Genomic DNA, 23171 nt, shown 5'->3' with positions numbered 1-23171 from the left:
AGCTGCAATGAACCGAAAGCCGAGCCGGACATCCAAAGGCCGACAGAAAAAGCAGACACCCGTCGTAATCGCGTTCCAAAGCTAGAAACAAACCCTTGAAATGGATTTAAATACCAAATGGACACTAGCTACCTGAGCTAAAGGCCCCTTGAGTTTTTAGCCTTTGTCTACGAGTATTTATTTTCAGATAATTCAGATAAATATCCATGTTAGCGTTTATGCAACGCTACTGATTTAAGCATAAAAAAAAGCACTGAAACTCAAGTGCTCTGTGCGATGAGTTCTGTTCCATGATGCCTACGAGGTTAGCTGACGGATTCGGGCCTGGACAGGCAGCCCTATTCGGCGGCGGAAGACAACGCTTCACCGCTAAAATTCACCCCATGCCGCCAAATATGAATCGATCCGCCTGAATCTCAATCATGTCTTTTGACAGCTTTATGGTTCCCCCGATTTCCTTAGGAAATTCGGCTTGCTATGCGATTTGTATGACGTTAACGATTATAATCCCAAAGCAGTCATGATATAAAGCTGACGTTTGGGACAAACAAGACGATTTTAGACCAAATATGGGCAACCGGACGAAGCAGTAAGCATCAAGCTTGCCGGACATCGTTATTTCGCATTATTTTGAGAGTAAACGTGTTTTTTCATTGGATAATTCAGGGATTTATATGTTAAGGTATTGGAATAAGCTATTTATTAAAAGGACAGTTGAGGTGAACCCATGATTGATTCAATCAAGCCGAATGAATGGAAACGTTTTCTATGGGCTGCGATTGCCTGCTTCCTCATTTACGCTGCTGTTGAAGTAGGGCCCATGATCGCATCCATCGTTTCCGGAGAAATAGACACAAAGGTTATTGAAAAGACTGCCGCCGAGGACCGCGCTTCTGCTTTCGCCGAGAAACAAACGGGCCTTCAGGTGAAATCGGCTAAAGCCGTGCATCAAACCGATAAGCTGATGAACGGCTACTTATCCAAGCATAAGCTGGTCGAAACGTATAGCGATAAATATGATCAGAGCTTTCCTACGGATACGTTTCAAGTCGATTTGAAATTTACGGACGGCGGAAACGGCTTCGTATATGTACATATGCAAAGTGAAAAGATCGTAGCCTGGAACTTTCATATTGACGGTCAAGAGCTGGCAGACGCTGATAAAAACAAGGTGGTTAATGCTTTTCTAGCCACTCAGAGCTTTGGAGGCGCTGCATTTAAAGAAAGTAAAATAGAAGAAAACGGCGAGTGGCATGGCGAGGCGCCTGCCGGCTATGTCATTGAAGAAGCTGCGCTTAACATCGATATCTACGCGCAGAACATCGATGGAAAAAACATGGTCACCAAATACAAGCCAGCATTCGTTGCACCAGCTGACTATATCAAATATGTGAAGAAGCAGGATAAATGGGCAGGCTTCCTTACCGGCTTCGGTTACATGTTCATGAGCTTCGTTCTTTTTGTTCTAGCCATTATTTACGCAGTGCTGTACCGAAAATTCACTTCTTTCAAATACGGCATTATTTTGACCGTCGTTTATTTTATCACCTACATCATTATGAACTTGAATGTACTCGACGGCATTCGAGCTTCGTTAGGCGAAAACGAGCTGGCCGGGCAAGCTGTCCTGTTTACTGCCATATTCACGGTTCTGTTGACCATTCCAATGGCCGGATCCATTTATATCTCAATCGTGGCCGGCGACGGACTATGGAAAGCACAGGGCCGTGCCTTATGGCCGCGATTCGGTCAGAAGGGGTATGGAGATTATGTATGGCGGAGCATGGGTCTTGCTTATTTATTCGCAGTTATTTTGTTTGCCGTTCAATCGGTTATTTTCATTGCGCTCAGGCTGACGATCGGGACTTGGGATACGTCTGATGCTACCCAATCGCCTTACAATATGGGCATTCTATGGCTCATGCCCGTACTTGCTTGGGCTGCCGCTATTTCCGAGGAAGCCGTCTTCCGCTTCTTCGGCATCGGGTTATTCCGCAGATGGTTCAAAAATACATTTGCCGCAGCGCTGTTCCCTACTCTATTTTGGGCGCTAGGGCATGTAATGTATCCGTTCTACCCGTCCTCGACAAGATTGATCGAGCTGATGATTATCGGCCTTCTGTTCAGCTTTATTTTCGTCAGATACGGCTTCATTACGGCGATGTTCACCCATGCGATCTTTAACAGCGTAGCCGTTGGCATGTCCTTGCTCACGATCGGAACAGCGCCGAATGTCATCTCGGCTATCTTTTTCTCGGTGCTTCCCGTGATCATTGCGTTTGTTCTCAAATATTTTAGCCGCAAAAAAGAAAAGAAGCCGTCATTTACGACGACTCCTCCCCTAGAGCAGCTATAATTTGCGAAGCTAATTTATCCCCTATAGACAGAGGCCGAAAGTCTTCGACTGAGGCCTCTTTTATTTTCTTGATGGAGCCAAAATGCTTAAGCAGAAGTTTCCGGCGCTTCTCGCCAATGCCAGGGATCGAATCGAGCTTCGACTCCACCATCGACTTGGCCCGCTGCTCCCGGTGGAACGTAATCGCAAAGCGATGCACCTCGTCCTGAATGCGCTGCAGCAAATAAAATTCTTGGCTGTCGCGCGGCAACGGAACAATCTCCGCCGGATCGCCGGTCATCAGCTGAGCCGTCTTATGCTTCGCATCCTTCACGAGCCCGCATACGGGAATGAAAAGTCCAAGCTCATTCTCAAGCACATCAAGCGCCGCCGAAATTTGTCCCTTCCCGCCATCGACAACGATCAGATCCGGAGGCGTAATTTCCTCCTTGAGCACACGCTCGTAACGGCGCCTTATAACCTCTCGCATCGTTTCGTAATCATCCGGGCCCTTCACGGTCTTGACCTTGTATTTGCGGTATTCCTTGCGGTCTGGCTTGCCGTCCGTGAAGACGACCATCGCTGAGACGGGGTTCGTACCTTGAATGTTCGAGTTATCAAAAGCTTCGATTCTGCGAACTTCCTCCAAACCGAGCCAACCGGCTAACGACTCCGACGCTTTGACGCTGCGCTCCTCGTCCCGCTCGATGAGACGGAACTTCTCGTCCAGCATGACCTTCGCGTTGTCGGTCGCCATCGTCACGACCTCGCTCTTGCGTCCCCGCTGCGGCATCAGTACCTTAACCTTCAGCCAGCTGTGCAGGGAAGCAATAACATCATCCGCATGCGAGGAGATCTCGTCTGCAGCCGCAGACCCATCGGCTGCTTCGGCTTGCTCATACTCTGGGGGCAGCGGCAGTAAAATTTGTTTGGGGAGTGCAGGATTGTCGCTGTAGTACTGCGTCACAAACGTCATGAAATCATCGTAGGCTTCCCCGTAATAGGGGAAGGTCGTCCCATGCCGTTCGATAAGCTTGCCTTGGCGCATATAAAGAATTTGGACACACATCCAGCCCTTATCTACCGCAAAGCCAAAGATATCGCGGTCAAGCGCATCGGACATCGTAATTTTCTGTTTCTCCATGACGGCATCGATCGCAATCAGCTGATCCCTAAGCTCCTTGGCCCGCTCGAATTCCAGCTTCTCTGCCGCTTCTTCCATCTTGCGCTGCAGCTCTATTTTCACTACATCCTGACCGCCGTTTAGAAACCGCGAAATTTCTTGGATCATGCGGTCATACTCCGTTTGCTCCACATCGAATTCACAGGGCGCGATACATTGCCCGAGATGATAATACAAGCAGACCTTATCCGGCAGCGTCTTGCACTTCCGCAAAGGATAGAGACGGTCAAGCAGCTTCTTCGTCTGCTGTGCTGCGTAGGCATTCGGATAAGGACCGAAATACTTGCCTTTGTCTTTGATGATGCGCCTTGTGACCTCAAGCTTTGGGTGCTTCTCGTTCGTTATTTTGATGTATGGAAAAGTTTTGTCATCCTTTAATAGGACGTTATATCTTGGATGATATTGTTTAATTAGATTGCATTCCAAAATAAGTGCTTCCATATTGCTAGAGGTTACGATGAATTCAAAATCGCGAATTTCAGACACCAGCCGCTGCGTTTTCCCGTTGTGGCTGCCATTGAAATAAGAACGCACGCGGTTTTTGAGCACCTTCGCCTTACCGACATAGATAATGACGCCTTCGCTGTTTTTCATAAGGTAACAGCCCGATTGATCGGGGAGCAAAGCTAGTTTGTTCCGTATCGTCTCTTTGGCCTCCGCAAGCTCCTGCTCCGCCTGCAGCCGATCCGTATGTTGTTGATCCATGCTCTCGCCTCCGACTGCCTAATGATTCTGTACACATTTTAGCATAATTAGACCGTATTTTGTCTTACAATTGTCACCTCTATTTGCTTTACAACTGTTTGGCAGTTTGGGTATACTAATATAAGTTGAATAAACCGATACTACATAAAGACGACCGCTCAAGGTTGTGATTGAAGCAATCGGTCTTTTTCAAGGAGGACGTAAGCGATGGAAAACGTAAGAGACCCGCGCGAGCATTTTAACGAAGAGCCTCGCGATGACTTGATGGATGTCGTATTCGGCTTTGGCGGAATGCTCGGTTTTATGACCGTCATTTTCGCAATTGCCGTAATCGTAAAGTTCATCATCTCGTAAAAAAAAGGAGCAGAATACTGCTCCTTTTTTTATTTTCAGTCATTTTCCTTTTGTGCTTGCCGCATAACCGCATCCGCTTTTGGGAAACGAATCAGATAAGGATAGAGCAAAATAAGTCCGAGTATATAAAGAAGCAGCGCAAATAGTGCCGGCGAGAGATGCCAAAAATCAATATAGCCAATTGATAGATGCACGCTTAAGCCCGCATAGAAGCCCGGCGCGCCGGCGAGAAGCAGCGTCCACCATAACCAGCGCGAACCCTGCTGAATTCCCCATAATGCCGTTATCAGAATGGCAATCGCCGCGCAAAGCAGCGCTCCGCCAAATCCCGCTCTGTCATGGGCAATTAACGGAATCAATCTCGCATTCGATTCATTCAGCCCAATAGACGTCGTATCCAAATAAACAAGATCCGTCCGAACGAATACTTCTGAAATCCCCACTGCTGAAATCGTAAGCCCACCTATAGCAAGCGCGAAGCCTAGCGCCACAAAGCAAAGCTGTCCCCACATTGCCCTGCGCCATAGTCGGCCGTTCCGGACATTGACAGGCAAGCGGAAAACCCGGTCAGGATTGCTGCGCATCGCAAGCAGGAACATCGGAAATAGAATTGCGGCAGCCAAGGCGTGCAGCGGGTCGAAATAGCCGTAGCCCACAAAAAGAAAAAAGCTTGCAAATCCGACAATCCCTGAAGTGAGCAGCGCCGTCCTAGCCCAGTGCAGGCTGTGTCTTAATCCATGCCTGGCTAGCTGAAAATATAAAATCCCGATCGTAATCATCGTACCTGATAACGTGATTCGGTCATGGGACATGAAATGGAGCAGATTGTGATTGATTTGATGCAATTCCTCTAATGACATTCCAATAAAGGATAAATCATAGGGCAGCAGCACCGTGGTTGCTGCGATGATCCAGGATAATAACCCCCCGAGCATCATGCCGATGCCGAGCAGGCACATCCAGCCCCAATGCCTCCAGAAAGAAGCTGTCTCTTCTACCCGCTGATCCTTAACCTGCTCGAAGATAATCGCTTCGTTTATTCGCTTCGGCAGTCCTGGTCCCGCAAACACGAGGCCGCTATGAAGCATAATGGCGTTGGCGCCCGCTTGAAGCAAATCCAGTGCATCCTGCGGCTCATGAACGCCTCCGCCTGCCTTGATCACCCAATCAGGACCGCATGCCAAGCGCAGAAGCTTGATTTTGGATAAGCTATCGGCCTTTGCCGCTTTGCTTACTATGCATCCGAAGCTTGCTCCGGCCTCTACGCAAACGGATTCGCCAACGACGACCCCGCTCCAAAAACCGTTCTGCGCTGTTTCTATTAGCGCCAACAGCTGTTCATTCGGATAATTAGGAGGCGCATACAGGAACAAAGGCGCATGGACATAGTGCAGGCTTTGCAGCATGCTCGCGAAATTCCTCAATATTGCGCTAGCATCCTCCCAGCTTCTAGCACCATAAAGCACATCGATATAAAATCCGTCAGCACCTGCTGCGGAAAGCTGTTCCATCATGCTTACAAGCTCGATTGCCGACTGCTCACGCGATGCGAACGGCATTGGCGCAATGCGCACGAACTGGGGCAATTGATGTCCAGGATCGGCAATCCGCCGAGCGAATCGCTGAGCGCCGTCATTCTCATAATAGCCCGGGTATTGCAACCATTCCCTTACCGTATCTTTAATTATTGGCTCTTCGCAGCGGATCCCCTGAACCGTAACGGGTCCATGCTCTATAAAGCCAATCCCGAATTGCGCAAATGCTCTATGAGCAATTCCTTCCGGGTCTACGCCCCCGGAGAGTCCTATCGGTGCATCCAAAGAAATTGCTGCTAATTCCCGCTTTAGAAGCGGAGTCGGCTCCATATGGCCAAACGTCCGGACCACGAATGAACCGCCTGGCATTTTGCTTAGGCCACCGATGGCATGAAGCGTAATCGCTCTGCTTAAACGGCCAGGAAGCCTAAATAACAGAGGACGAAATATAGTTTGATAGCTCCAATCCGGCATGTTCATTCTCCCTGCAAGCTGCTTTTTTCTTTCTTCCATTGTAGAAAACAATAGGCTTAGTTACAATAAAAGCTTGATTTTCATAAAAAAACAAGGAGCAGTCCCAAAGATCATAGATCGATTGGGCCGGCTCCTTGCCTAGTTATCGATAAGGAGTGCCTTCTTAACGATCCGCTACTGAACGATACGGAGCGCCTCGCTTGAGGATTGGCTTTCTCGCTGCTTCGTTTGCTGCTGGGACTCGGACGGAACATGCTGCTTCTGAGAGGATCCGTCATAACGCGTTCTTTCCGTCCGGTCGATTTGTACGATTCTGCCGTCATGAACGGTAATTGTCACATGTCCATAACTTAGTCCGCTAACCTGATCCGCGATTCGCTCCAGCCATTGTTGATCTACTTCTAACGGTTTTGCCATTCGAAACCCCTCCATTTAAATTGACTTAGTCGGATTTAACAGCCAGTTTTTGCTGACCGGACTTCCATTCCACAATGTTTTTCACGATCAGCGTAATGACGGCAAGCATTACGAGCAATGATGCGACCGCAAAAGATGCGGAAAATTGATATTCGTTATACAAAATTTCGATATGCAGCGGCAGCGTATTCGTTTCTCCGCGAATATGACCGGATACGACGGACACTGCCCCAAACTCGCCCATGGCGCGGGCATTACATAAAATAACGCCGTATAGCAGTCCCCACTTAATGTTGGGGAGAGTAACCTTCCAAAAAATTTGCCATCCCTTAGCCCCAAGACTGGCTGCCGCTTCCTCCTCTTGCACCCCTTGCGCCTGCATAAGCGGAATAAGCTCGCGGGCTACAAAAGGTACCGTGACGAAAACGGTAGCAAGCACAATGCCAGGCACCGCGAATATGATTTGAATGCCCCGTTCATCCAGCCACGGTCCGAGAAAGCCTTGCGCGCCGAACAGCAGGACGTAGATCAAGCCGGAAATGACAGGAGATACGGCAAACGGCAAATCGATTAAAGTGATCAATATATTTTTGCCGCGGAATCGGAATTTGCTTATTGCCCAAGCTGCCGCAACCCCGAATATGGTGTTAATGGGTACGGCAATCAACGCTACAATGAGTGTAAGTCTAAGCGCTGACAAGGCATCCGGCTCCGTTATGGAATCGATATATACGCCAATGCCCTTCTTGAACGCTTCGACAAATACCGATGCAAGCGGCAGCAATACAATCAATCCGAGAAACAGCATGGCGATTCCAATAAGCAGCCACCGCACGGGACCCGATTCCGTTATATGCTGCGGGCGTTTCGAGGCTTCTTCATTGGTATGAACGGTAATTGCTCCAGCCATTTGTATATGCCCCCTTCTTAGTCTGACACAGTACGGCGATTCATCCGCCACTGCAGTAGATTAATGACTAACAGCATGAGGAAGGATACAACAAGCATGACAAGTGCAATTGCGGTAGCTCCAGCGTAATCATACTGCTCCAGCTTCGTCATGATAAGCAGCGGCGTAATTTCTGTCTTTAGCGGCATGTTCCCGGAAATAAAGACAACCGAGCCATACTCGCCGATGCCTCTTGCAAATGCGAGCGCGAACCCTGTTAAAAGCGCTGGCATAAGCTCCGGCAAAATGACCTTCCAAAACGTCCGCAGACGATAAGCTCCAAGCATGACGGCCGCTTCCTCCGTCTCCTTCTCCATATCCTGCAGCACCGGCTGCACGGTTCGTACGACAAAGGGAAGACCGATGAATATAAGTGCGATCGTAATTCCAATCGGCGTATAAGCAACCTTTACGCCAAGCGGTTCCAAGAGAGAGCCTACCCAGCCGTTAGGTGCATAGATAGCCGTTAACGCGATACCAGCAACAGCTGTCGGCAGCGCAAAGGGCAGATCCACCAAGCTGTCGATAAGCTTCTTTCCTGGGAAGCGGTAACGGACAAGCACCCAAGCAATTAATAATCCGAATACGGCATTAACAAGCCCGGCAAAAAAGGCGGTAAGGAAGCTGACGCGATAGGAAGCGACTACGCGAGCATTCGTAACCGTGCTCCAAAACTCCGACCAGCTGAGCTCTGACGTTTTGAAAAAAACGGCAGCCAGCGGTATTAATACGATTATGCTCAAGTAAAACAAGGTGAATCCTAACGATAAACCAAAACCCGGAAGTACGTTGCGGGACTTGGAACCTTTCATGTGAAGTCAGCTCCAATCATGTTTAAATCGTGCATTACGAGCCTGGCGTGTAGATTTTATCGAAAATGCCGCCGTCGGCGAAGTGCTTCGTTTGCGCTTCTTTCCAGCCGCCAAAGTCTTTATCGATAGTCAGCAGCTCTAGCTCTTTAAATTGATTTGCATACTTCGCAGCAACAGTTTCGGAAATCGGACGGTAGTAGTTTTTAGCAGCAATTTCTTGGCCTTCTTCGGTGTAAAGGTACTTCAAGTATGCTTCGGCTACTTCACGAGTTCCGCGGTCATCAACCACTATATCTACGACAGCAACGGGAGGCTCTGCCAAAATGCTCAAAGATGGATATACGATTTCAAATTTATCCGGACCAAGCTCATTAATGGATAGGAATGCTTCATTCTCCCAAGCGAGCAGCACATCGCCGATTCCGCGTTCTACGAAAGTCGTCGTTGATCCGCGTGCTCCGGAATCCAGTACAGGTACATGCTTGAACAGCTCACCGACGAACTCTTGTGCTTTTGCTTCGTCATTGCCGTTTTGCTTCAGAGCGTAGCCCCATGCGGCAAGGTAATTCCACCGAGCGCCGCCCGATGTTTTCGGGTTTGGCGTAATTACTTCAACTTTTTCCTTGATTAGATCATTCCAGTCTTTGATGCCTTTCGGATTTCCTTTGCGAACCAGGAATACGATTGTGGATGTATATGGCGAGCTATTGTGTTCGAATTTAGATTGCCAATCCTCATTGATTAAGCCAGGCTCTACGGCTGCATCGATATCGTAACCAAGCGCAAGCGTTACAACATCCGCTTTCAATCCGTCGATAACGGCGCGGGCTTGTTTACCGGAACCGCCGTGTGATTGTTTAATCGTTACCTCTTGGCCGGTTTCCGCTTTCCAATGCTTAGAGAATGCTTCGTTAAAATCCACATAAAGCTCGCGAGTAGGGTCATACGATACATTTAGCAGCTCAACTGGAGGTTTGGGCTCTTCTTTCGCCGGTTCTTCCGTTGCTGCAGTATTCGTTGCCGAAGACTCGTTAGTAGGTTTGTTGGATGCTTTGTTTTCTCCGTTGCTGCCGCCTTGACCGCAAGCAGCCAAAACCAGTACCAATGCCAATAAAATAACGACTGAACGAACATGAGTAATTTTCTTCATCTTTCCATACACCCCTTTTTTAATTTAACAGGCCTGCAGAAACACGTATAAGTTATGATCCGAAAAATGTGTTTCTCCCTGATAGGTGTTTACTCCGGTTCGTCCGGTCGGAAACCATTATTCCTACCTGTTTAGTTGGTTATGGGAGAATCTTACCAGTGCCCCCCTTACACTGTCAATACTTAATTTCAAAAAAAATGATAAGTCTTATAAGAATGATTTATAAGAAGGGCTAATTTACGCTTCATTTAACGAATAACTCCAAAGTAAATCGTATCTCCGCTTTATTTGGACGCGCTTTCATCCGTGATGGAATAAAGGCCGGCCGGTTCCTTCATTCACCCTAAAGCACTTGATGAAACATACTTGCGCATCATCATTTGGGATTCATCCACAAAAAATCCAAGCTGTTCGCTCGACTGAATGTCCAGCATATCCCGAAGTTCTTTAGGTAAAACAACACGGCCAAGATCGCAAAAAGATCCTCTCTGCACAATCCCAACGCTTTCTCCCGGCCATTCCAATCTACCTCTTTCTCGTTTAAACCCCGCAGCAATTTGAATATCCGGTGAATCCTGAAGGATTCCTTAATGTCGCAAACTGAGCAGCTTCCCAGTTTACCGCTTCCGGATCAGACACCCGATTTGTATCACTTTTAGAAAATCCAAATATTCAGAGAAAAATCAAGGCACAAACAATCAAAAACAAACTAAACTTCGACATTATTTTTTGATTTGTTTTTGTATAATTGAGAAAATCTGTGAATTTACATGGGGGAGCAGAATTAACTATGCACACGTTAAGTGACGAGGAATTGTTGAAAATATATTATTGCGCAGTGGATCTGAACCTTGAGATTGATTTTCTTGATATACTCCTTACAGAAATAAAAAGAAGGGAAGTTATGGAAGCAGGTGTAGTGTTGCCAAACGTATCCGAAAACGGGTTGTTCTGTCGTATGCCGCTAAATTTCAAAAAGACCTGATTTAGAAAATAGGTCTTGTCTCGTTTAATGTTGTTAATCAAGAACAAACGCGTACGGGTGATGTGCTGCAAGGCTTCGTATTGGATGATGTCTTTCATCTCATGAGGTAGTTGTCCAAATCGCAGATGGTCTGCAATCACCCAGGCATCGATGCGGTCGTTCTTGGGAAGAGCTTCGTAACCCTTCTTGTAACGAGACACTTTTCGTTCATTTAAATCCGTAAACCTGGGACTGAATATTAGGCTCATATCCCTGAAACTCGGTTTTCATATGATTATACCCACCAATCCCTCCGACATACGCGGGATGAATTTAATCAAAGATTAGACATCTGATCAAGTCTCTAAAATCCAAAATAAGATCCCATCTCGGCAAGCCAAGATGGGATTTCATGTATCGAGTCAGGATCTATCTCGCATTCGGAAATATTCTTGCCACCATCTCATTAAATTTCACCGTTCAATCCGCCATTATCGACATCTCCGAACGGACGATTAATCCGTTTATCCGCATTGTTGCGATCGCGAAAGATTTCCGGCCCCTGATCATTGTCCCGGGTATTCTGCTGTCTCACTTGATTATTATCAGTTAACGTACATCCTGTTGCAAATAACATATTGTAAAAACGGCGCGCCTCTGTGTCAAAATCGATGTAGATTCGCTCGACACCTTACGGTTTGTCTAGTGGAGATCGGAATTGCGGATGTGGTCTCCCTTTACAGTAATTTTGGTGTTACTGAAAAAAATAACTCATGATATAAAAAACATTTTCGGAATCGTTTTATGACCTTACAATCATAATTTTGATTTCTAAACAATCGAATATATTCTTCTTCATTACGAATATACTCCCCTTTGTCGTACCATTTCATAAACCTATTACATAACGGTTTTTTTTTGCATAAACATGGTTCCATAACGATAATGGTTCCGTTAGGCTTTAGAACTCTTTGAAATTCCTTCATGTAACTTGATATTTCGTCCGAAGAAACATGATGCAACACAGCGATAATAAATATGTAATCGAACGATTCATTATCAAATGGGAATTTCTTGCTTTCCAAAACCTGAAATGCATGGTGAGGATATAATCGCTTTGCATAATCAATTCGTTTGGCATCAGGGTCAATCCCAACATAATATAACGGATGGAACATGGAGCAATTCGCCCCAGTACCGGAGCCAAAATCTAGTACGGATTGACCATCAAATGTAAAACGGGAATTTACATGATCGTGAATATATTTTTTAGTAAACCATTTTGGACGGACAAACCAATGATAAAGCCTAGGCGAGAATGAAATATCAATGGGAATTCACCATCTTTCAGATTTAGTCACGAAAGATAATTTAACCTATAAGATTGCAAAAAATTCATGCAAGTAAAACCTGATTTTTACATAAAATTACCCTGAATGGGTGTGTTTATTTTCATCTTAAATGAATAAAGAGTGAAATTTTACTCGATGCTCTATCTTGAATAATTAATTATATATAAGAAAGAATAATTAGGATTGTGTTTTAATGAAGGGAGTAAACCTATGAAAATAAATGATAAAATTGCCATTTTGCTAGTGATAAGTTTAAGTTTGCTGATCATCGGTTGCAGGGCAGACTCCAGTCAACAGCTAAATCAACAAAGCGTCAAGTCCCATACCACTACAAATCAAAATGCCATACCTGTCATATTTATCTTGATTGATTCTTTAATGGACAAGCCTTTGCACGATGCGATTCAAGAAGGCCGTGCACCCGCAATGCAATTTCTTCTTAAAAACGGGCAATACTTCCCGCAGGTTGTGAGTTCGTTTCCTACGATGTCCGTGACGGTCGATAGCACATTATTAACGGGGACGTATGCAGACCGACATCATGTGCCCGGACTTGTTTGGTACAGCGGTAAAGAGAAACGCATGATTTTCTACGGAAATGGTGCCAAAGAAGCATTGAAGATAGATCAACTGCAAGTATTTATGGATGCTATTTATCAGTTAAACCAAGTTCAATTGAACAAAAAAACGAAAACGATTCATGAAGAGCTGGCTGACAAAGGAAAAGAATCCGCGTCAATCAATGCTATTGTTTTTAGAGGAAAAACGGAACATGCTTTAAAAGTGCCTCGCTTCTTAACGTACAGCAAACGTTTTCCAGAACAATTGAAAATAACTGGACCTAAATGGTTTTCCTATGCAGCTCTTGCACAACTGAATCCGAAGAATAGCTGGAATACTTTTTTGTGGAAAAAATACGGGATGAACGACGAGTTTTCCGCACAAGACACTGCTTTTCTGATTAATAAAAAAATACTTCCAAACGTAACCATCACATACTTTCCGGAGAATGATAACTCGGTGCATAGAAAGGGCACGTCTCAGTTGGATGGAATTGAAAAAGCGGATCAAGCGTTGCAAGTCGTGCTTAACGCATACGGTTCGTGGGAGCAGGCTGTAAAAAATGCTATATGGATCGTCATGGGTGACAGTGCGCAAAGCGCTGTTTATGATGATCGGCAGGCAGCAACTGTTGAGATAAAGCCGCTTTTGAACCGTTATCGCATAGCAAAATTAAATCAACCTGTAAGATCCGAAGACCAAATTGTGATTTCCACTAATGAACGGATGGCTTATATCTATGCGATTGATGCTAACGTGGAGTTATCCGACGTCGTGAAACTTTTACAAAATGAGGACAAGCTCGACATCATCGCAATGAAAGACGATGAAAATGTTCGTGTTTCAGCGGGGAAAAACGGTAACATGTTTTCTTATCGTCCCGGTGGAAACTACACCGATGAATATGGGCAATCTTGGACATTATCGGGCGAACCGGACCTAGTGGATATTACGATAAATAACAACCGGATCAAGTATGGAATGTATCCTGACGTTTTGGCGAGGTTATACGGGGCAATGCATTCTCATGAAGGAAGATACGTTGTCATCACGGTCCAACCCGGATATGAACTCGTCGGTGAAAGTTCCCCTACCCACATCGGAGGGGGGGCTCATGGTTCGCTGCATGAAAAAGATTCCCTTGTCCCATTAATTATTTCTGGAACGAATACACGGCCAAAAACACTGCGAATCGTTGATATCAAAGACTGGATTCTGCAATTGGTGAACGGATAAATTTTTTACGCGTTCTGCTGGCTCTACCCCATGCCAATAAAGTCAAGAAAACAGGTCACCCCCAAAACGATAAAATGATCTTCTTTGTTACAAGAAGGTCTAAAATTTCGTTCTGGGGGTGCTGCAAAATTTTAACTTGATAGCTATGTGGCGGTACCCCTACTACTACGGCCCAGACCGACGTTGCGGCTGCCTGCGGGATTTCTTTCAGCTCTGCTGGCGGAAGACCCGCTTCGGCGCGAGCTTTGCCAACAGTCTCGAAAAGACACTGCAAGTCTTCCTGCTAGAGATGGCGCGGGAGATCAGTGAAACTATTTCCGGGCATCTCAGCAGCCAACCTGGACGAGCTGACTACCTGCGGGTCGTGATGGGGGGGGCTTCAGGGACGGACTCACGTCAAGATGATCCGTCGCGCCCTGGCGAGATTGGCGATCAGCTCAGCACGAGTCTGGTGCGCGTGCGCAGCCCAAGCTGGCTGGCCGGGACCGCTGCGCCATGACTCGCTCAGCGGACTGTTGTCGACAGTATCGAAACCGAACTGGTCGTACAGCCGCGTCACGAGTTCCGTGGCCTCAGGAAAGTTGCTCGAGACCGACAAGGCATGACGGTCGGGGGCGCCAGCTGGTCTGCTCGAAATGAAGAGGCGGGACGCTTGGATGTGGGTGAAGGCCTTCGCCACCTTCGAGGCAGGAAGGTGCTTCTGCCGGAGCTCATGAACTGTCTTCTCACCAGAGTCGATCACGGGGAAATGTCCATCGCGCCAAGGCATGTAGTTGTTCGTGTCGAGCACGATCTTGCCCGCGAGCTGCTCCACAGGCATGTCGTTAACCAGCTTGAGGGGGACGGCCACGACGACGAAGTCACCAGCCTCGGCAGCGCCGGCCGCAGTCGCGGCGCGCGCTGACGGGCCGAGCTCGTCAATGAGGTCCTTCAACGTCTCGGGTCCTCGTGAATTGGCAATGACGACCTCATACCCGTTCGCGATCGCCGCACGCGCGATCTGGCTGCCGACCTCGCCCGCGCCAATGATGCCGACTACTGTCATGAGAACGTACCTTTCGCGCCTACCATTTCCTCGCTTATCGCCCAAAGCCGCTCGGCTTTGTTAGCGTCGAGCGCATACGACCTTACGCCGTCGGCAAACGGGTTAGGCGTGTCATCAATCGGCGCGACCGCACAATCTTCGAGATAGCGTCCGCCGATTTCTTCTTTGTCAGCCACGACTGCGGCCCAGACCGACGTTGCGGCTGCCTGCGCGATTTCTTTGAACTCCGCTGGCGGAAGACCTGCTTCGGCGCGAGCTTTGCCAACGGTCTCGAAAAGACCCTGCAAGTCTTCCTGCGAGAAATGGCGCGGGAGATCGGTAAGACTATTCCCGGGCATCACCGAGGCAGCTCGAATGCCACGATTGCGATACCGCTTATCTAATTCCACTGCGAAGAGAGTAGTGGCCGTTTTCGATCGGCCATAGGCGACAAATGGGTCATATGCCTGTTGCTCGAAATTCGGATCGTCCAGGTCAACATCGGCGGCGCGATGAGCTTGGGACGATAGCACCACCAAGCGCCCGTTATCGACGAGCAGCGGCTCGATCCGATTAATCAAAGCGAAATGACCAAGATAATTCGTCCCGAACTGGACTTCGAAGCCGTCGGCCGTCCGACCAAACGGGGTTGCCATGATGCCAGCGTTGGCGATGATGGCATCGAACCGCTGACCGTCGGCAAACAGCTTATCCGCGCATGCGCGAACGCTTTGCAAGGATGCGAGATCGAGCTCGATCAACTCTAGGTTGCCGCCTCCTCGCGCCGCGGTGTCAAGGACCGATGCAGTGGACGCCTCGGCTTTTGCTAGATCCCTGACCGTGCCGACGACGCTGGCGCCGTGAGAGACCAGTGAGCGGGTGGTTTCGAGGCCAATGCCCGATGATACACCCGTAATGAGAAGACGCATTCCTTTGAGATCAATGCCGGAAAGCACCTGATCGGCAGTTGACTTTGCACTGAATTTTCTAGTCATATATTTTCTCCTTTAAATGCGTATTTTTTAATTTAGAAGCTTTGCTCTTTATCGGCCAGGTCTTTGACATACCGCTGCTGAGCGCTTCTCTGCATCAGATTTGCAGGTTCAAAGATCACAATAAAACCCTTTGTCGGTTGACTGCGATCACAACTAGCGCACGTCAGAATGCTTGGCAGGTGCCCATGCATTGGCACCTGCTCCGGACAGGCTTAGATTCCGATACCGCCGGCTATATTGAGGGTCTCACCGGTGATGTAACCCCCATGTGGTCCGGCGAGGAAGCAGACGGCTTCTGCCACCTCTTCAAGGGTTGCAAAGCGACGGATCGGATGCATGTCCAGGATGGTTTCAAGGGGTGGAAGATGATCGGCCACATCCTTGTTCATGTCCGTGGGCATGACGCCCGGCTGCACGACATTCACAGTGATATTGCGGGGGCCGAGGTCGCGCGCGATGCCCCTCGCATATCCGGCGAGCGCCGCCTTCGTTCCGGCGTAGTCGGCGACTCCTCTAAAGGGCACGTAATCACCGAGCCGAGAGCCGATAAAAATAATGCGACCTCCGTCCGCTAGTTTGGGCGCCGCTGCGCGAGTATTGGCGATCGAGCCCATGACATTGACTTGCCACTGACGATTGTAATTTGCTTCGTCGAAGCCGGGATCATCTACCATTTGGCCCTGGATCGCGATGCCGGCGTTGTTCACGAGGATGTCGAGCTTGCCGAATTCGGCAATCACCGAGTTAATTAGGGGCTTGGCGGAAGAAAGGTCCGCTTGGTCGCTTTTGATTGCCAATGCACGAATACCCTTGGCCTTCAGCTTCTCCACAACAGCCTCCGCCTTTTCGGACGAGGCCGCGTAGCTGATCGCAACATCTGCTCCGTGATCGGCAAACGTTTCAGCCATAGCGGCGCCAAGGCCGCGTGAGCCGCCCGTAATGAGGACGACCTTACCCTTTAATGATTTCTGCATGAAAAGAACCTCCTCTAATGATTTCTGTATGAAATGAACCGCTTTGTACGTCACTGGACGCTATCGCCCCGGGGATTGGCGAAATAACATAACGATCGTTACGTTAAATTATATTATACAATTTGGCGCGCACTGTCAATATCATAACGATTATTACGTTAATTTGTGTTTTATATTATGGCGCCACTGTCAATCGGTCAATTGCAGGGATGCCAGATTGCATCAAGTTAAGATGATGCGTCGTGCTTTGGCAAGATTGGCCATCAGCTCGGGGTGGGTCTAGCGCCTGATATATGACACAAGATCCAGACGTCTGACTATTTCACCGATCGTGCGCTGCCGCAGGTCCTTGACGGATAGACTGGCTGCGTTCTGTAACGTGTGTTATGATAACGTACAGTATGAAAATTGGGCATAAAACTTTTTTATATCGACCGTTATAAAAAAAGGGAGAGGTGATCTGACTGATGGGGCGTAACCGCGAATTCGATGTGGATCAGGCACTTGACGCGGCGCTTTGCGTGTTTTGGCGTAAAGGCTACGAGGGCGTGTCGTACACCGACCTGACGCAGGCCACGGGTGTCGAACGACCCGCGCTCTACTCGGCGTTTGGCAACAAGGAAGCGTTGTTCCGCCGAGTTCTGACGCTCTATTACGAGCACTACCTGGATTTCATCCCGGCGGCGCTGAAGCTGCCGACCTCGCGGGAGGTGGCCGCGCACATCCTCCGCAGCGCGGCCGAATTGAATACTCGTTACCCGGATCGCAAGGGGTGTCTCGGTGTCCACGGCGCCTTGGCTGGCTCGGACGATGCCGAACCTATTCGACGTGCCCTGATCGATGCGCGTGCGGACGGAGAGGCATCGCTGCGTGATCGCTTCGAACGGGCAAAGCAGGAGGGAGATCTGCCGGAGACCACTAACTGTGCTGCGCTAGCTGCATTCGTGCTGGCGGTGCTCCACGGTATGGCTGTTCAAGCCAAGGCCGGCTTCAGTCGCGACATGCTAGAGGCTGTTGCTGAGCAAGCGCTCTCCACCTGGCCTACCGGCAGTTCCACACTCTCCGGAAAGTCATCCTAATCCTTAGTTCAGAAGAATATGAAACAACAAACCGGCAGCAGATCAGAGATCCGCTGCCGGTTTGTTGTTGAAGTAAAGGGCAGGATAGTTACAGTATTTGGTGAATTATTGTTACTTGGGGTACCGCCACATCGCCATCAAGCTAAGGTGAATTTGTATCATCATAACGAAAAAAACGCTATTCTTTTTGTAGAAATATACAGGAAGGATGGCGTTTTCTATGAGTTTTTCTGTTTCAGACGAAATGAATCTCTTTTCTCAAGAACTTCAAAACTACTTATCTCCATCTTCTCTACAACAATTGTGTAGCCGTCTCGAAGCATCTACAGGTGTCCTCATGAGCCCCGAAGGGCTTAATCAACGATTTAATGGTTCAGCCGTACAGTTTCTTCAACAAGTTCTAGCTAATCTTCTAACTCAAAGAATTCATTCAACACAAGAAATACTTCATCCATACTCCACGACTTTTAAACGTATTCGTATCCTAGATTCTACAACATTTCAACTTCCAGATAAGTTTGCTTCACATTATCAAGGTTCTGGCGGAAGTAGCCATACCGCAGGTGTTAAAATCCAACTTGAATATGACTTATTGAGTGGGAAGTTCCTCCACGTTTATGTAGGAGAAGGGAGAGAAAATGATAAAACCTTCGGTTCCACAAGTCTACTAACCATTCAACCGAAAGACTTATACATAAGGGATTTAGGGTATTTCGACTTACACGACTTACAGAAAATGAATGATGAAGGTGCTTACTATGTCTCACGTTTGAAGTTGAATTCTCGTATATATCGTAAGAATGATGAACCAGAGTTTTTAATTTCAGAAGCATACATTGGGCTTTATCAAAAACTACCCGCCCGAGTGATTATTCATCGACTAACTGAGGTACAAACAGAGAAAAGATTGAAAGAACAAGCAAAAAAAGAAAAGAAGAAGGGCATTACCTATAAAGACCGAAGCAAACGATTAAGTGGAATGAACGTATATATTACAAATCTTTCTTTAGAAGACGTTCCAACGGAACATATTCATGAACTGTATTCGTTACGATGGCAGATTGAAATTCTATTTAAGACATGCCCATTTTTAGTGTTACCTTAGCAAATTAAAGAGAACACACTTTTATATTATCTCTTGCACGCTTAGCTTGATGGGCATGTGGCTCTACCCCTAAAACATAAAAAAGCTTTGGTTAGCGTAATCCTTTTGCAGGATTACGCTAACCAAAGCTTTGCTCCATTATTTCCGTCCGCGCTTATTCTCCCCGGTTACCATAACGACCTCAACATAAGGCCTTATGCGGTCCATCAGACGTTGTCCCTTGTGCAGCTCGTCGCCATCCTTACTCGTGAAGCTGAAATGCTTCTCCAGCGCCTCCAGCTCGTAATTCGAGGTGTAGAACGTTGGCTTGCGCTGCATCCGGTAATTCAAGATCGCGCCAAGCACATGATCGCGGACCCAAGGGTTCAAATTCTCGGCACCCATATCGTCAAAAATAAGCAAATCGGTCTCTTTCATCATTTCGACCGTTTCCTTCAGCTTGCCGGGCTCATGCATCAGCGACTTCAGATCTTCTACAAAATCAGGCATATAGACGATTACGCCGGAATAACCGGCCTTTGCCAGCTCATGCAGCAGGTAACACATAAGAAATGTCTTGCCTGTTCCGAAACGGCCTGCCAAATACAAGCCTTCCTCCTGCAGCCCGTGTTCTTTCGTACGGTCGATATAGCGAAGCACCTGTCCGACGGCCTTTGCGCGCTCCATATCATTCGTCAAAATCTCATCGGATGAATAACCCCGCTGCAGCGCCTTCTCATCGATATAGAAGCTCCGGACGCGGCTGCGAATTTGATCCTCCGTTTGACGCGCATTAAATTTCTTGCATGCAACCTTGCGGTCGTAAAGCTGAGTTAGTCCATTAATCGTATCCGAGCTAAGCAAGGTATAATGGCCCTCGAAATCATTCGGGCATTTATCCAGCCCCGGACAGTTGCTGCAGTTCCGATATTCTGTCACGTATTGATAAACCCGATTCAAATTAAGCCGGATCGTCCGCTCATCCAAATCCGGATATTTCACCCGCAGCTTCTCGACAAGCGGTTCTGCGAGCAGCTCAGTCAGCTTGTGCTCCGCTTGCTCCGTAAGCGCCTGACCTGTGGGCCATGCCTTTAGCAATTCGCCCATTGACTCCATCATCTGCTCACCCCGCTTCTATGATTTGCCGTCTAATTTACGTGCGAGCTTACGCAGCTCCTCAAGCTCGTCAGCCGATACCGAAGACGCTGTTTGACCTTCCTGGACAATCGGAATTGAAGGCTTACGCGATGTTCCTCTACTGTTGCCTCCGCTGCGTGCGCCGCCTTTGGAGCCGTTATAGCCGCCTCCGGCATAGCTGGCTGCCGCTTCCTTGCGTCGTTCCTTGTCCTGCTCCACCTGAGCTTGCTCCCGCACGTAAATAACGGCCTTCTCGAACGTGTCAATTTGTTTCACGAGCATATTCGAGGCTACCGCGTCCAAAAACGTCTTCGTTACTCTTTGAGCATCATTTGCTCCAATAACATAATGAATTAGTACATTTATAACCGGTCCTGCTAATTTATAATTAAGATCCATTCGTTCAAATACACGTTCTATCCAATCCGGCACTGCACCGGGAAAAAAGCGCTGCAGAAAGCGAGTATGCGGTTCATTCCGCATAAGCATATTGTACTGCTGAACATCACACCGGCCAAGCAGCTGGTTCGGAACCTGCAAATAATGCTGTTCCTGTACCTCGTATTCCTCCGTCAGCTCATCGGAATCAACCGGCTCTTCATTTGATACCACTTGCGTCCGCGAAAGCGTGCGCTGCCGCTCGCCTTCCCGCTTTTTGTCCTGTCTGTAGAACTGGTTGGCCCGCAGTTGGAGCTCATCAATGTTCAGCTCGCCGTTTTCTCCGAAAATACCGTCCTCATCAAGCAGCCGGCATATATCTACTACCGCCAAGTTGTATTTGTATGCTACATAATTGACCTGCGAGAGCTGCTCTTCATCATTTCGCAGACGCTCCACAAAGCGGCGATTCGCCGAATTCCGCGGAAAGCGCAAAATGATTTCACCATACGGAATCCCTGCCGTTGCTTGCGCCGATCTCGCGGCAGCTTGCCTGGAAGGCGCAACTTCCGTCAATGCTTGTTCAAGCTCGTTGTCTACCGATTGCATATTCAGCTTAAACAGCTCGTAGAAAGGCACCGATATGTTTTCTTTCGTTAATTGTGCGCCTGCCAGCTCATCCGGCTCATTAGCCCCGAATGATTCACGGAGCGAAATGACCGCATATTTGCCAACCTTATCCCGAAGTAGCATCGTCAAATGCATATTGCGGAAAAACTCTGCCGGCGACATCGGCTGCGAAAGCTCGTATTCATAAATAACATCTGCATTATCGGGTACGCCTAGTCGTGAGGTTTGCAGCAAGCCTACTGCTTCAAGCTTGGAAGCCTGTTCAATCAAATGCTTGCGTCCCCGCTCGTTCATCTCCAGACCTAAGCCCAGAAACAGCTTGCGCTGCGGCTCTATAGAAGAATAACCGGAAGTCCCCTCTGCGATTCCGTGATAAAGCTGCTGGTAAAATGCGACGGCAAAAGCGCCAATCATCGGCTGATAGATTAGCGACAGCATTTTATAGTCCAAGCTGCTTAGCGAAAAATCACGAAATATGTAATACCGATGATGTTCCGTGTATTGCAATATATTATTGATGCGCACTGCATCAGCTCCATCCCTTACTTTCATTCTATCATTTTAACATAAAAACCGATGTTCAGGACGAGTCGAAAAATAGAAAAATCCCCCGAATGAGGGATTTTCAGATTAGAACATTTTGTAGCCGCCCTTGCGAAGCGCTTGAATCGCCCAGCCGCTTACGTAAGCGCCGATCAGCGCTCCGATAACCGGTATGTAATCGATGACCGTATAATGAGCGAAGTTCTCGATCGTGGCGGTTGCGGATTTATCCCATGGCGCCCAAATACCCAGTACTATTAAAGCGATAACAAATAAATATATCGGAAACCACGTTGTTTTTAACAACATATTCAGAATAAAGCCGATACCGAACATCATGACTAAAAACAGCACTGTTGCAATAATTAACTGAAGCATCCAGACTTCCCCTTTCAGACTCTCGTTTATTAGTTTAATTAATGGTCCAGTGGAAGTCAATTACGTTAGGAGAAATGTCACAAGACCGCCATTTGCTCCGCCTGCCTAGATTAAGATACAATGATGGCAGCATCATTATGGAGCTTGAAGGGAGCATTTATACGATGAGTGAAGCAGCACAAACATTAGAAGGCTGGTACGCGCTGCATGATTTCCGCAGCGTCGATTGGACAGCCTGGCGCTTAGCCGATGAAAGCGAACGCAGCCGCGCGCTGGACGAGCTGCAATCGTTTTTGCAGCAATGGACTTCAGTAGAGGAAAATAAACAAGGCAGCACTGCCGTGTATTCGATTGTTGGTCAAAAGGCAGACTTTATGTTCATGCATTTGCGCGAAACACTAGAGGATCTAAACGCAATCGAGACCGAGTTCAACAAAACGACCTTCGCTAGCTTTACCTATCCGGTGCATTCATATGTAAGCATCGTGGAGCTTAGCAACTATATGGCGCAGCCAGGATCGGATCCGATGCAAAATCCGGATATTATTGCGAGACTAAAGCCGACATTGCCGAAAGCAAACCACATCTGCTTCTATCCGATGAACAAACGCCGCGACGGGCAAGACAACTGGTATATGCTCAGCATGGACGAGCGCAAGACAATGATGCGCAGCCATGGCATGATCGGCCGTTCCTATGCAGGCAAAGTCAAACAAATTATTACCGGTTCTGTCGGCTTTGACAATTGGGAATGGGGCGTTACGCTGTTCGCAGACGATGCTTTGCAATTCAAAAAGCTGATTTACGAAATGCGATTTGACGAAGTGAGCGCTCGCTTCGCGGACTTCGGTGATTTCTATGTCGGTAATTTCTTAAACGGCGAGAAGTTCGCGGCAATGCTCGCTATATAGGTTTATAGCCT

Annotated in this window: 21 protein-coding genes, 2 pseudogenes and 1 riboswitch; of the genes and pseudogenes, 8 read left to right on the top strand and 15 right to left on the bottom strand. The window is 47.8% G+C overall.

Annotated elements, in window-relative coordinates:
• Nucleotides 1-279: 279 nt before the first annotated feature.
• Nucleotides 280-483: riboswitch (cyclic di-AMP (ydaO/yuaA leader) on the bottom strand.
• A gap of 244 nt (nt 484-727) precedes the next feature.
• Complete coding sequence (locus RCO25_RS01980) at nt 728-2356, top strand: CPBP family intramembrane glutamic endopeptidase (protein WP_308994461.1); 1629 nt, start codon at nt 728-730, stop codon at nt 2354-2356.
• Here RCO25_RS01980 and uvrC read toward each other — a convergent pair.
• A complete protein-coding gene (gene uvrC, locus RCO25_RS01975; RefSeq protein WP_308994460.1) occupies nt 2325-4223 on the bottom strand; it encodes an excinuclease ABC subunit UvrC in 1899 nt (632 codons plus the stop codon). The genes RCO25_RS01980 and uvrC overlap by 32 nt on opposite strands.
• Nucleotides 4224-4430: 207 nt before the next feature.
• On the opposite strand from uvrC, the gene RCO25_RS01970 reads away from it, so the two are divergent.
• Complete coding sequence (locus tag RCO25_RS01970; RefSeq protein WP_308994459.1) at nt 4431-4577, top strand: YqzM family protein; 147 nt, start codon at nt 4431-4433, stop codon at nt 4575-4577.
• Nucleotides 4578-4612: 35 nt separating this feature from the next.
• Here RCO25_RS01970 and RCO25_RS01965 read toward each other — a convergent pair whose 3' ends face one another.
• The 6 genes from RCO25_RS01965 to RCO25_RS01940 form a co-directional block, all read right to left on the bottom strand.
• Nucleotides 4613-6586 (bottom strand): dihydroorotate dehydrogenase, encoded by a 1974-nt coding sequence (locus tag RCO25_RS01965; RefSeq protein WP_308994458.1) that lies wholly within the window; start codon nt 6584-6586, stop codon nt 4613-4615.
• Nucleotides 6587-6760: 174 nt separating this feature from the next.
• The gene (locus RCO25_RS01960) at nt 6761-7003 is read right to left on the bottom strand and encodes a YezD family protein (RefSeq protein ID WP_308994457.1); all 243 of its coding nucleotides are present in this window, start codon (nt 7001-7003) and stop codon (nt 6761-6763) included.
• A 25-nt stretch (nt 7004-7028) separates the two neighbouring features.
• Nucleotides 7029-7913 carry a sulfate ABC transporter permease subunit CysW gene (cysW, locus tag RCO25_RS01955; protein WP_308994456.1) on the bottom strand — a complete coding sequence of 295 codons (885 nt, stop codon included), beginning with the start codon at nt 7911-7913 and terminating at the stop codon, nt 7029-7031.
• A 17-nt stretch (nt 7914-7930) separates the two neighbouring features.
• Nucleotides 7931-8764 carry a sulfate ABC transporter permease subunit CysT gene (gene cysT / locus RCO25_RS01950; protein WP_308994455.1) on the bottom strand — a complete coding sequence of 278 codons (834 nt, stop codon included), beginning with the start codon at nt 8762-8764 and terminating at the stop codon, nt 7931-7933.
• Nucleotides 8765-8798: 34 nt separating this feature from the next.
• Entirely contained in the window at nt 8799-9914 is a 1116-nt protein-coding gene (locus RCO25_RS01945) for a sulfate ABC transporter substrate-binding protein (RefSeq protein ID WP_308994454.1), read from the bottom strand.
• Nucleotides 9915-10252: 338 nt separating this feature from the next.
• Entirely contained in the window at nt 10253-10438 is a 186-nt protein-coding gene (locus RCO25_RS01940; protein WP_308994453.1) for an AbrB/MazE/SpoVT family DNA-binding domain-containing protein, read from the bottom strand.
• Between the two features lie 266 nt (nt 10439-10704).
• Here RCO25_RS01940 and RCO25_RS34750 point away from each other — a divergent pair.
• Nucleotides 10705-10764 (top strand): annotated as a pseudogene (locus RCO25_RS34750) (hypothetical protein); the annotation flags it as partial.
• Here the strand turns inward: RCO25_RS34750 and RCO25_RS34745 are convergent.
• Nucleotides 10743-11147, bottom strand: a complete 405-nt coding sequence (locus RCO25_RS34745; protein WP_374992038.1) for an IS110 family transposase — start codon at nt 11145-11147, stop codon at nt 10743-10745. The pseudogene RCO25_RS34750 and the gene RCO25_RS34745 overlap by 22 nt on opposite strands.
• Nucleotides 11148-11290: 143 nt before the next feature.
• Between RCO25_RS34745 and RCO25_RS01930 the strand changes: the two genes are divergently transcribed.
• A complete protein-coding gene (locus RCO25_RS01930; RefSeq protein ID WP_308994451.1) occupies nt 11291-11491 on the top strand; it encodes a hypothetical protein in 201 nt (66 codons plus the stop codon).
• Between the two features lie 124 nt (nt 11492-11615).
• Here RCO25_RS01930 and RCO25_RS01925 read toward each other — a convergent pair whose 3' ends face one another.
• Nucleotides 11616-12140: a class I SAM-dependent methyltransferase gene (locus RCO25_RS01925; RefSeq protein ID WP_308994481.1), complete on the bottom strand. Its 525-nt coding sequence runs from the start codon at nt 12138-12140 to the stop codon at nt 11616-11618.
• A gap of 300 nt (nt 12141-12440) precedes the next feature.
• Between RCO25_RS01925 and RCO25_RS01920 the strand changes: the two genes are divergently transcribed.
• Nucleotides 12441-14027, top strand: a complete 1587-nt coding sequence (locus RCO25_RS01920) for an alkaline phosphatase family protein (protein ID WP_308994450.1) — start codon at nt 12441-12443, stop codon at nt 14025-14027.
• Nucleotides 14028-14418: 391 nt separating this feature from the next.
• On the opposite strand, the gene RCO25_RS01915 is transcribed toward RCO25_RS01920, so the two are convergent.
• The 3 genes from RCO25_RS01915 to RCO25_RS01905 all read right to left on the bottom strand — a co-directional run bounded on the left by RCO25_RS01915 (nt 14419) and on the right by RCO25_RS01905 (nt 17020).
• Nucleotides 14419-15072: an NADPH-dependent F420 reductase gene (locus tag RCO25_RS01915; protein WP_308994449.1), complete on the bottom strand. Its 654-nt coding sequence runs from the start codon at nt 15070-15072 to the stop codon at nt 14419-14421.
• On the bottom strand, nt 15069-16046 hold the full coding sequence (locus RCO25_RS01910) for an SDR family NAD(P)-dependent oxidoreductase (RefSeq protein WP_308994448.1): 978 nt from the start codon (nt 16044-16046) through the stop codon (nt 15069-15071). The genes RCO25_RS01915 and RCO25_RS01910 overlap by 4 nt, the downstream gene beginning before the upstream one ends.
• 212 nt (nt 16047-16258) lie before the next feature.
• Entirely contained in the window at nt 16259-17020 is a 762-nt protein-coding gene (locus RCO25_RS01905; RefSeq protein ID WP_308994447.1) for an SDR family NAD(P)-dependent oxidoreductase, read from the bottom strand.
• A gap of 467 nt (nt 17021-17487) precedes the next feature.
• On the opposite strand from RCO25_RS01905, the gene RCO25_RS01900 reads away from it, so the two are divergent.
• Together RCO25_RS01900 and RCO25_RS01895 are read left to right on the top strand one after the other, a co-directional pair.
• Nucleotides 17488-18099 carry a TetR/AcrR family transcriptional regulator gene (locus tag RCO25_RS01900; protein WP_308994446.1) on the top strand — a complete coding sequence of 204 codons (612 nt, stop codon included), beginning with the start codon at nt 17488-17490 and terminating at the stop codon, nt 18097-18099.
• A 220-nt stretch (nt 18100-18319) separates the two neighbouring features.
• A pseudogene (locus RCO25_RS01895) lies at nt 18320-19180 on the top strand (IS4 family transposase); the annotation flags it as partial.
• A 162-nt stretch (nt 19181-19342) separates the two neighbouring features.
• Here the strand turns inward: RCO25_RS01895 and dnaI are convergent.
• The 3 genes from dnaI to RCO25_RS01880 all read right to left on the bottom strand — a co-directional run bounded on the left by dnaI (nt 19343) and on the right by RCO25_RS01880 (nt 22249).
• A complete protein-coding gene (dnaI, locus tag RCO25_RS01890; protein WP_308994480.1) occupies nt 19343-20299 on the bottom strand; it encodes a primosomal protein DnaI in 957 nt (318 codons plus the stop codon).
• Nucleotides 20300-20317: 18 nt separating this feature from the next.
• Entirely contained in the window at nt 20318-21853 is a 1536-nt protein-coding gene (locus RCO25_RS01885; protein WP_308994445.1) for a replication initiation and membrane attachment family protein, read from the bottom strand.
• A 105-nt stretch (nt 21854-21958) separates the two neighbouring features.
• A complete protein-coding gene (locus tag RCO25_RS01880) occupies nt 21959-22249 on the bottom strand; it encodes a YuiB family protein (protein WP_308994444.1) in 291 nt (96 codons plus the stop codon).
• 164 nt (nt 22250-22413) lie between these two features.
• Between RCO25_RS01880 and hemQ the strand changes: the two genes are divergently transcribed.
• The gene (gene hemQ, locus RCO25_RS01875; RefSeq protein WP_308994479.1) at nt 22414-23160 is read left to right on the top strand and encodes a hydrogen peroxide-dependent heme synthase; all 747 of its coding nucleotides are present in this window, start codon (nt 22414-22416) and stop codon (nt 23158-23160) included.
• The last annotated feature ends 11 nt before the right edge of the window (nt 23161-23171 follow it).

Origin of the sequence: Paenibacillus sp. LHD-38, assembly GCF_031157315.1 — a bacterium.
Taxonomy (GTDB): domain Bacteria; phylum Bacillota; class Bacilli; order Paenibacillales; family Paenibacillaceae; genus Pristimantibacillus.
Note: the sequence above shows the minus strand (reverse complement) of the source record. Positions and strands in the feature narration are given on the sequence as shown.

Coding starts and splice junctions, on each gene's coding strand:
- RCO25_RS01980 (WP_308994461.1), top strand. CDS start 728: ATGATTGATTCAATCAAGCCGAATGAATGGAAACGTTTTCTATGGGCT.
- uvrC (WP_308994460.1), bottom strand. CDS start 4,223: ATGGATCAACAACATACGGATCGGCTGCAGGCGGAGCAGGAGCTTGCG.
- RCO25_RS01970 (WP_308994459.1), top strand. CDS start 4,431: ATGGAAAACGTAAGAGACCCGCGCGAGCATTTTAACGAAGAGCCTCGC.
- RCO25_RS01965 (WP_308994458.1), bottom strand. CDS start 6,586: ATGCCGGATTGGAGCTATCAAACTATATTTCGTCCTCTGTTATTTAGG.
- RCO25_RS01960 (WP_308994457.1), bottom strand. CDS start 7,003: ATGGCAAAACCGTTAGAAGTAGATCAACAATGGCTGGAGCGAATCGCG.
- cysW (WP_308994456.1), bottom strand. CDS start 7,913: ATGGCTGGAGCAATTACCGTTCATACCAATGAAGAAGCCTCGAAACGC.
- cysT (WP_308994455.1), bottom strand. CDS start 8,764: ATGAAAGGTTCCAAGTCCCGCAACGTACTTCCGGGTTTTGGTTTATCG.
- RCO25_RS01945 (WP_308994454.1), bottom strand. CDS start 9,914: ATGAAGAAAATTACTCATGTTCGTTCAGTCGTTATTTTATTGGCATTG.
- RCO25_RS34745 (WP_374992038.1), bottom strand. CDS start 11,147: ATGAGCCTAATATTCAGTCCCAGGTTTACGGATTTAAATGAACGAAAA.
- RCO25_RS01930 (WP_308994451.1), top strand. CDS start 11,291: ATGTATCGAGTCAGGATCTATCTCGCATTCGGAAATATTCTTGCCACC.
- RCO25_RS01920 (WP_308994450.1), top strand. CDS start 12,441: ATGAAAATAAATGATAAAATTGCCATTTTGCTAGTGATAAGTTTAAGT.
- RCO25_RS01915 (WP_308994449.1), bottom strand. CDS start 15,072: ATGACAGTAGTCGGCATCATTGGCGCGGGCGAGGTCGGCAGCCAGATC.
- RCO25_RS01910 (WP_308994448.1), bottom strand. CDS start 16,046: ATGACTAGAAAATTCAGTGCAAAGTCAACTGCCGATCAGGTGCTTTCC.
- RCO25_RS01905 (WP_308994447.1), bottom strand. CDS start 17,020: ATGCAGAAATCATTAAAGGGTAAGGTCGTCCTCATTACGGGCGGCTCA.
- RCO25_RS01900 (WP_308994446.1), top strand. CDS start 17,488: ATGGGGCGTAACCGCGAATTCGATGTGGATCAGGCACTTGACGCGGCG.
- dnaI (WP_308994480.1), bottom strand. CDS start 20,299: ATGGAGTCAATGGGCGAATTGCTAAAGGCATGGCCCACAGGTCAGGCG.
- RCO25_RS01880 (WP_308994444.1), bottom strand. CDS start 22,249: ATGCTTCAGTTAATTATTGCAACAGTGCTGTTTTTAGTCATGATGTTC.
- hemQ (WP_308994479.1), top strand. CDS start 22,414: ATGAGTGAAGCAGCACAAACATTAGAAGGCTGGTACGCGCTGCATGAT.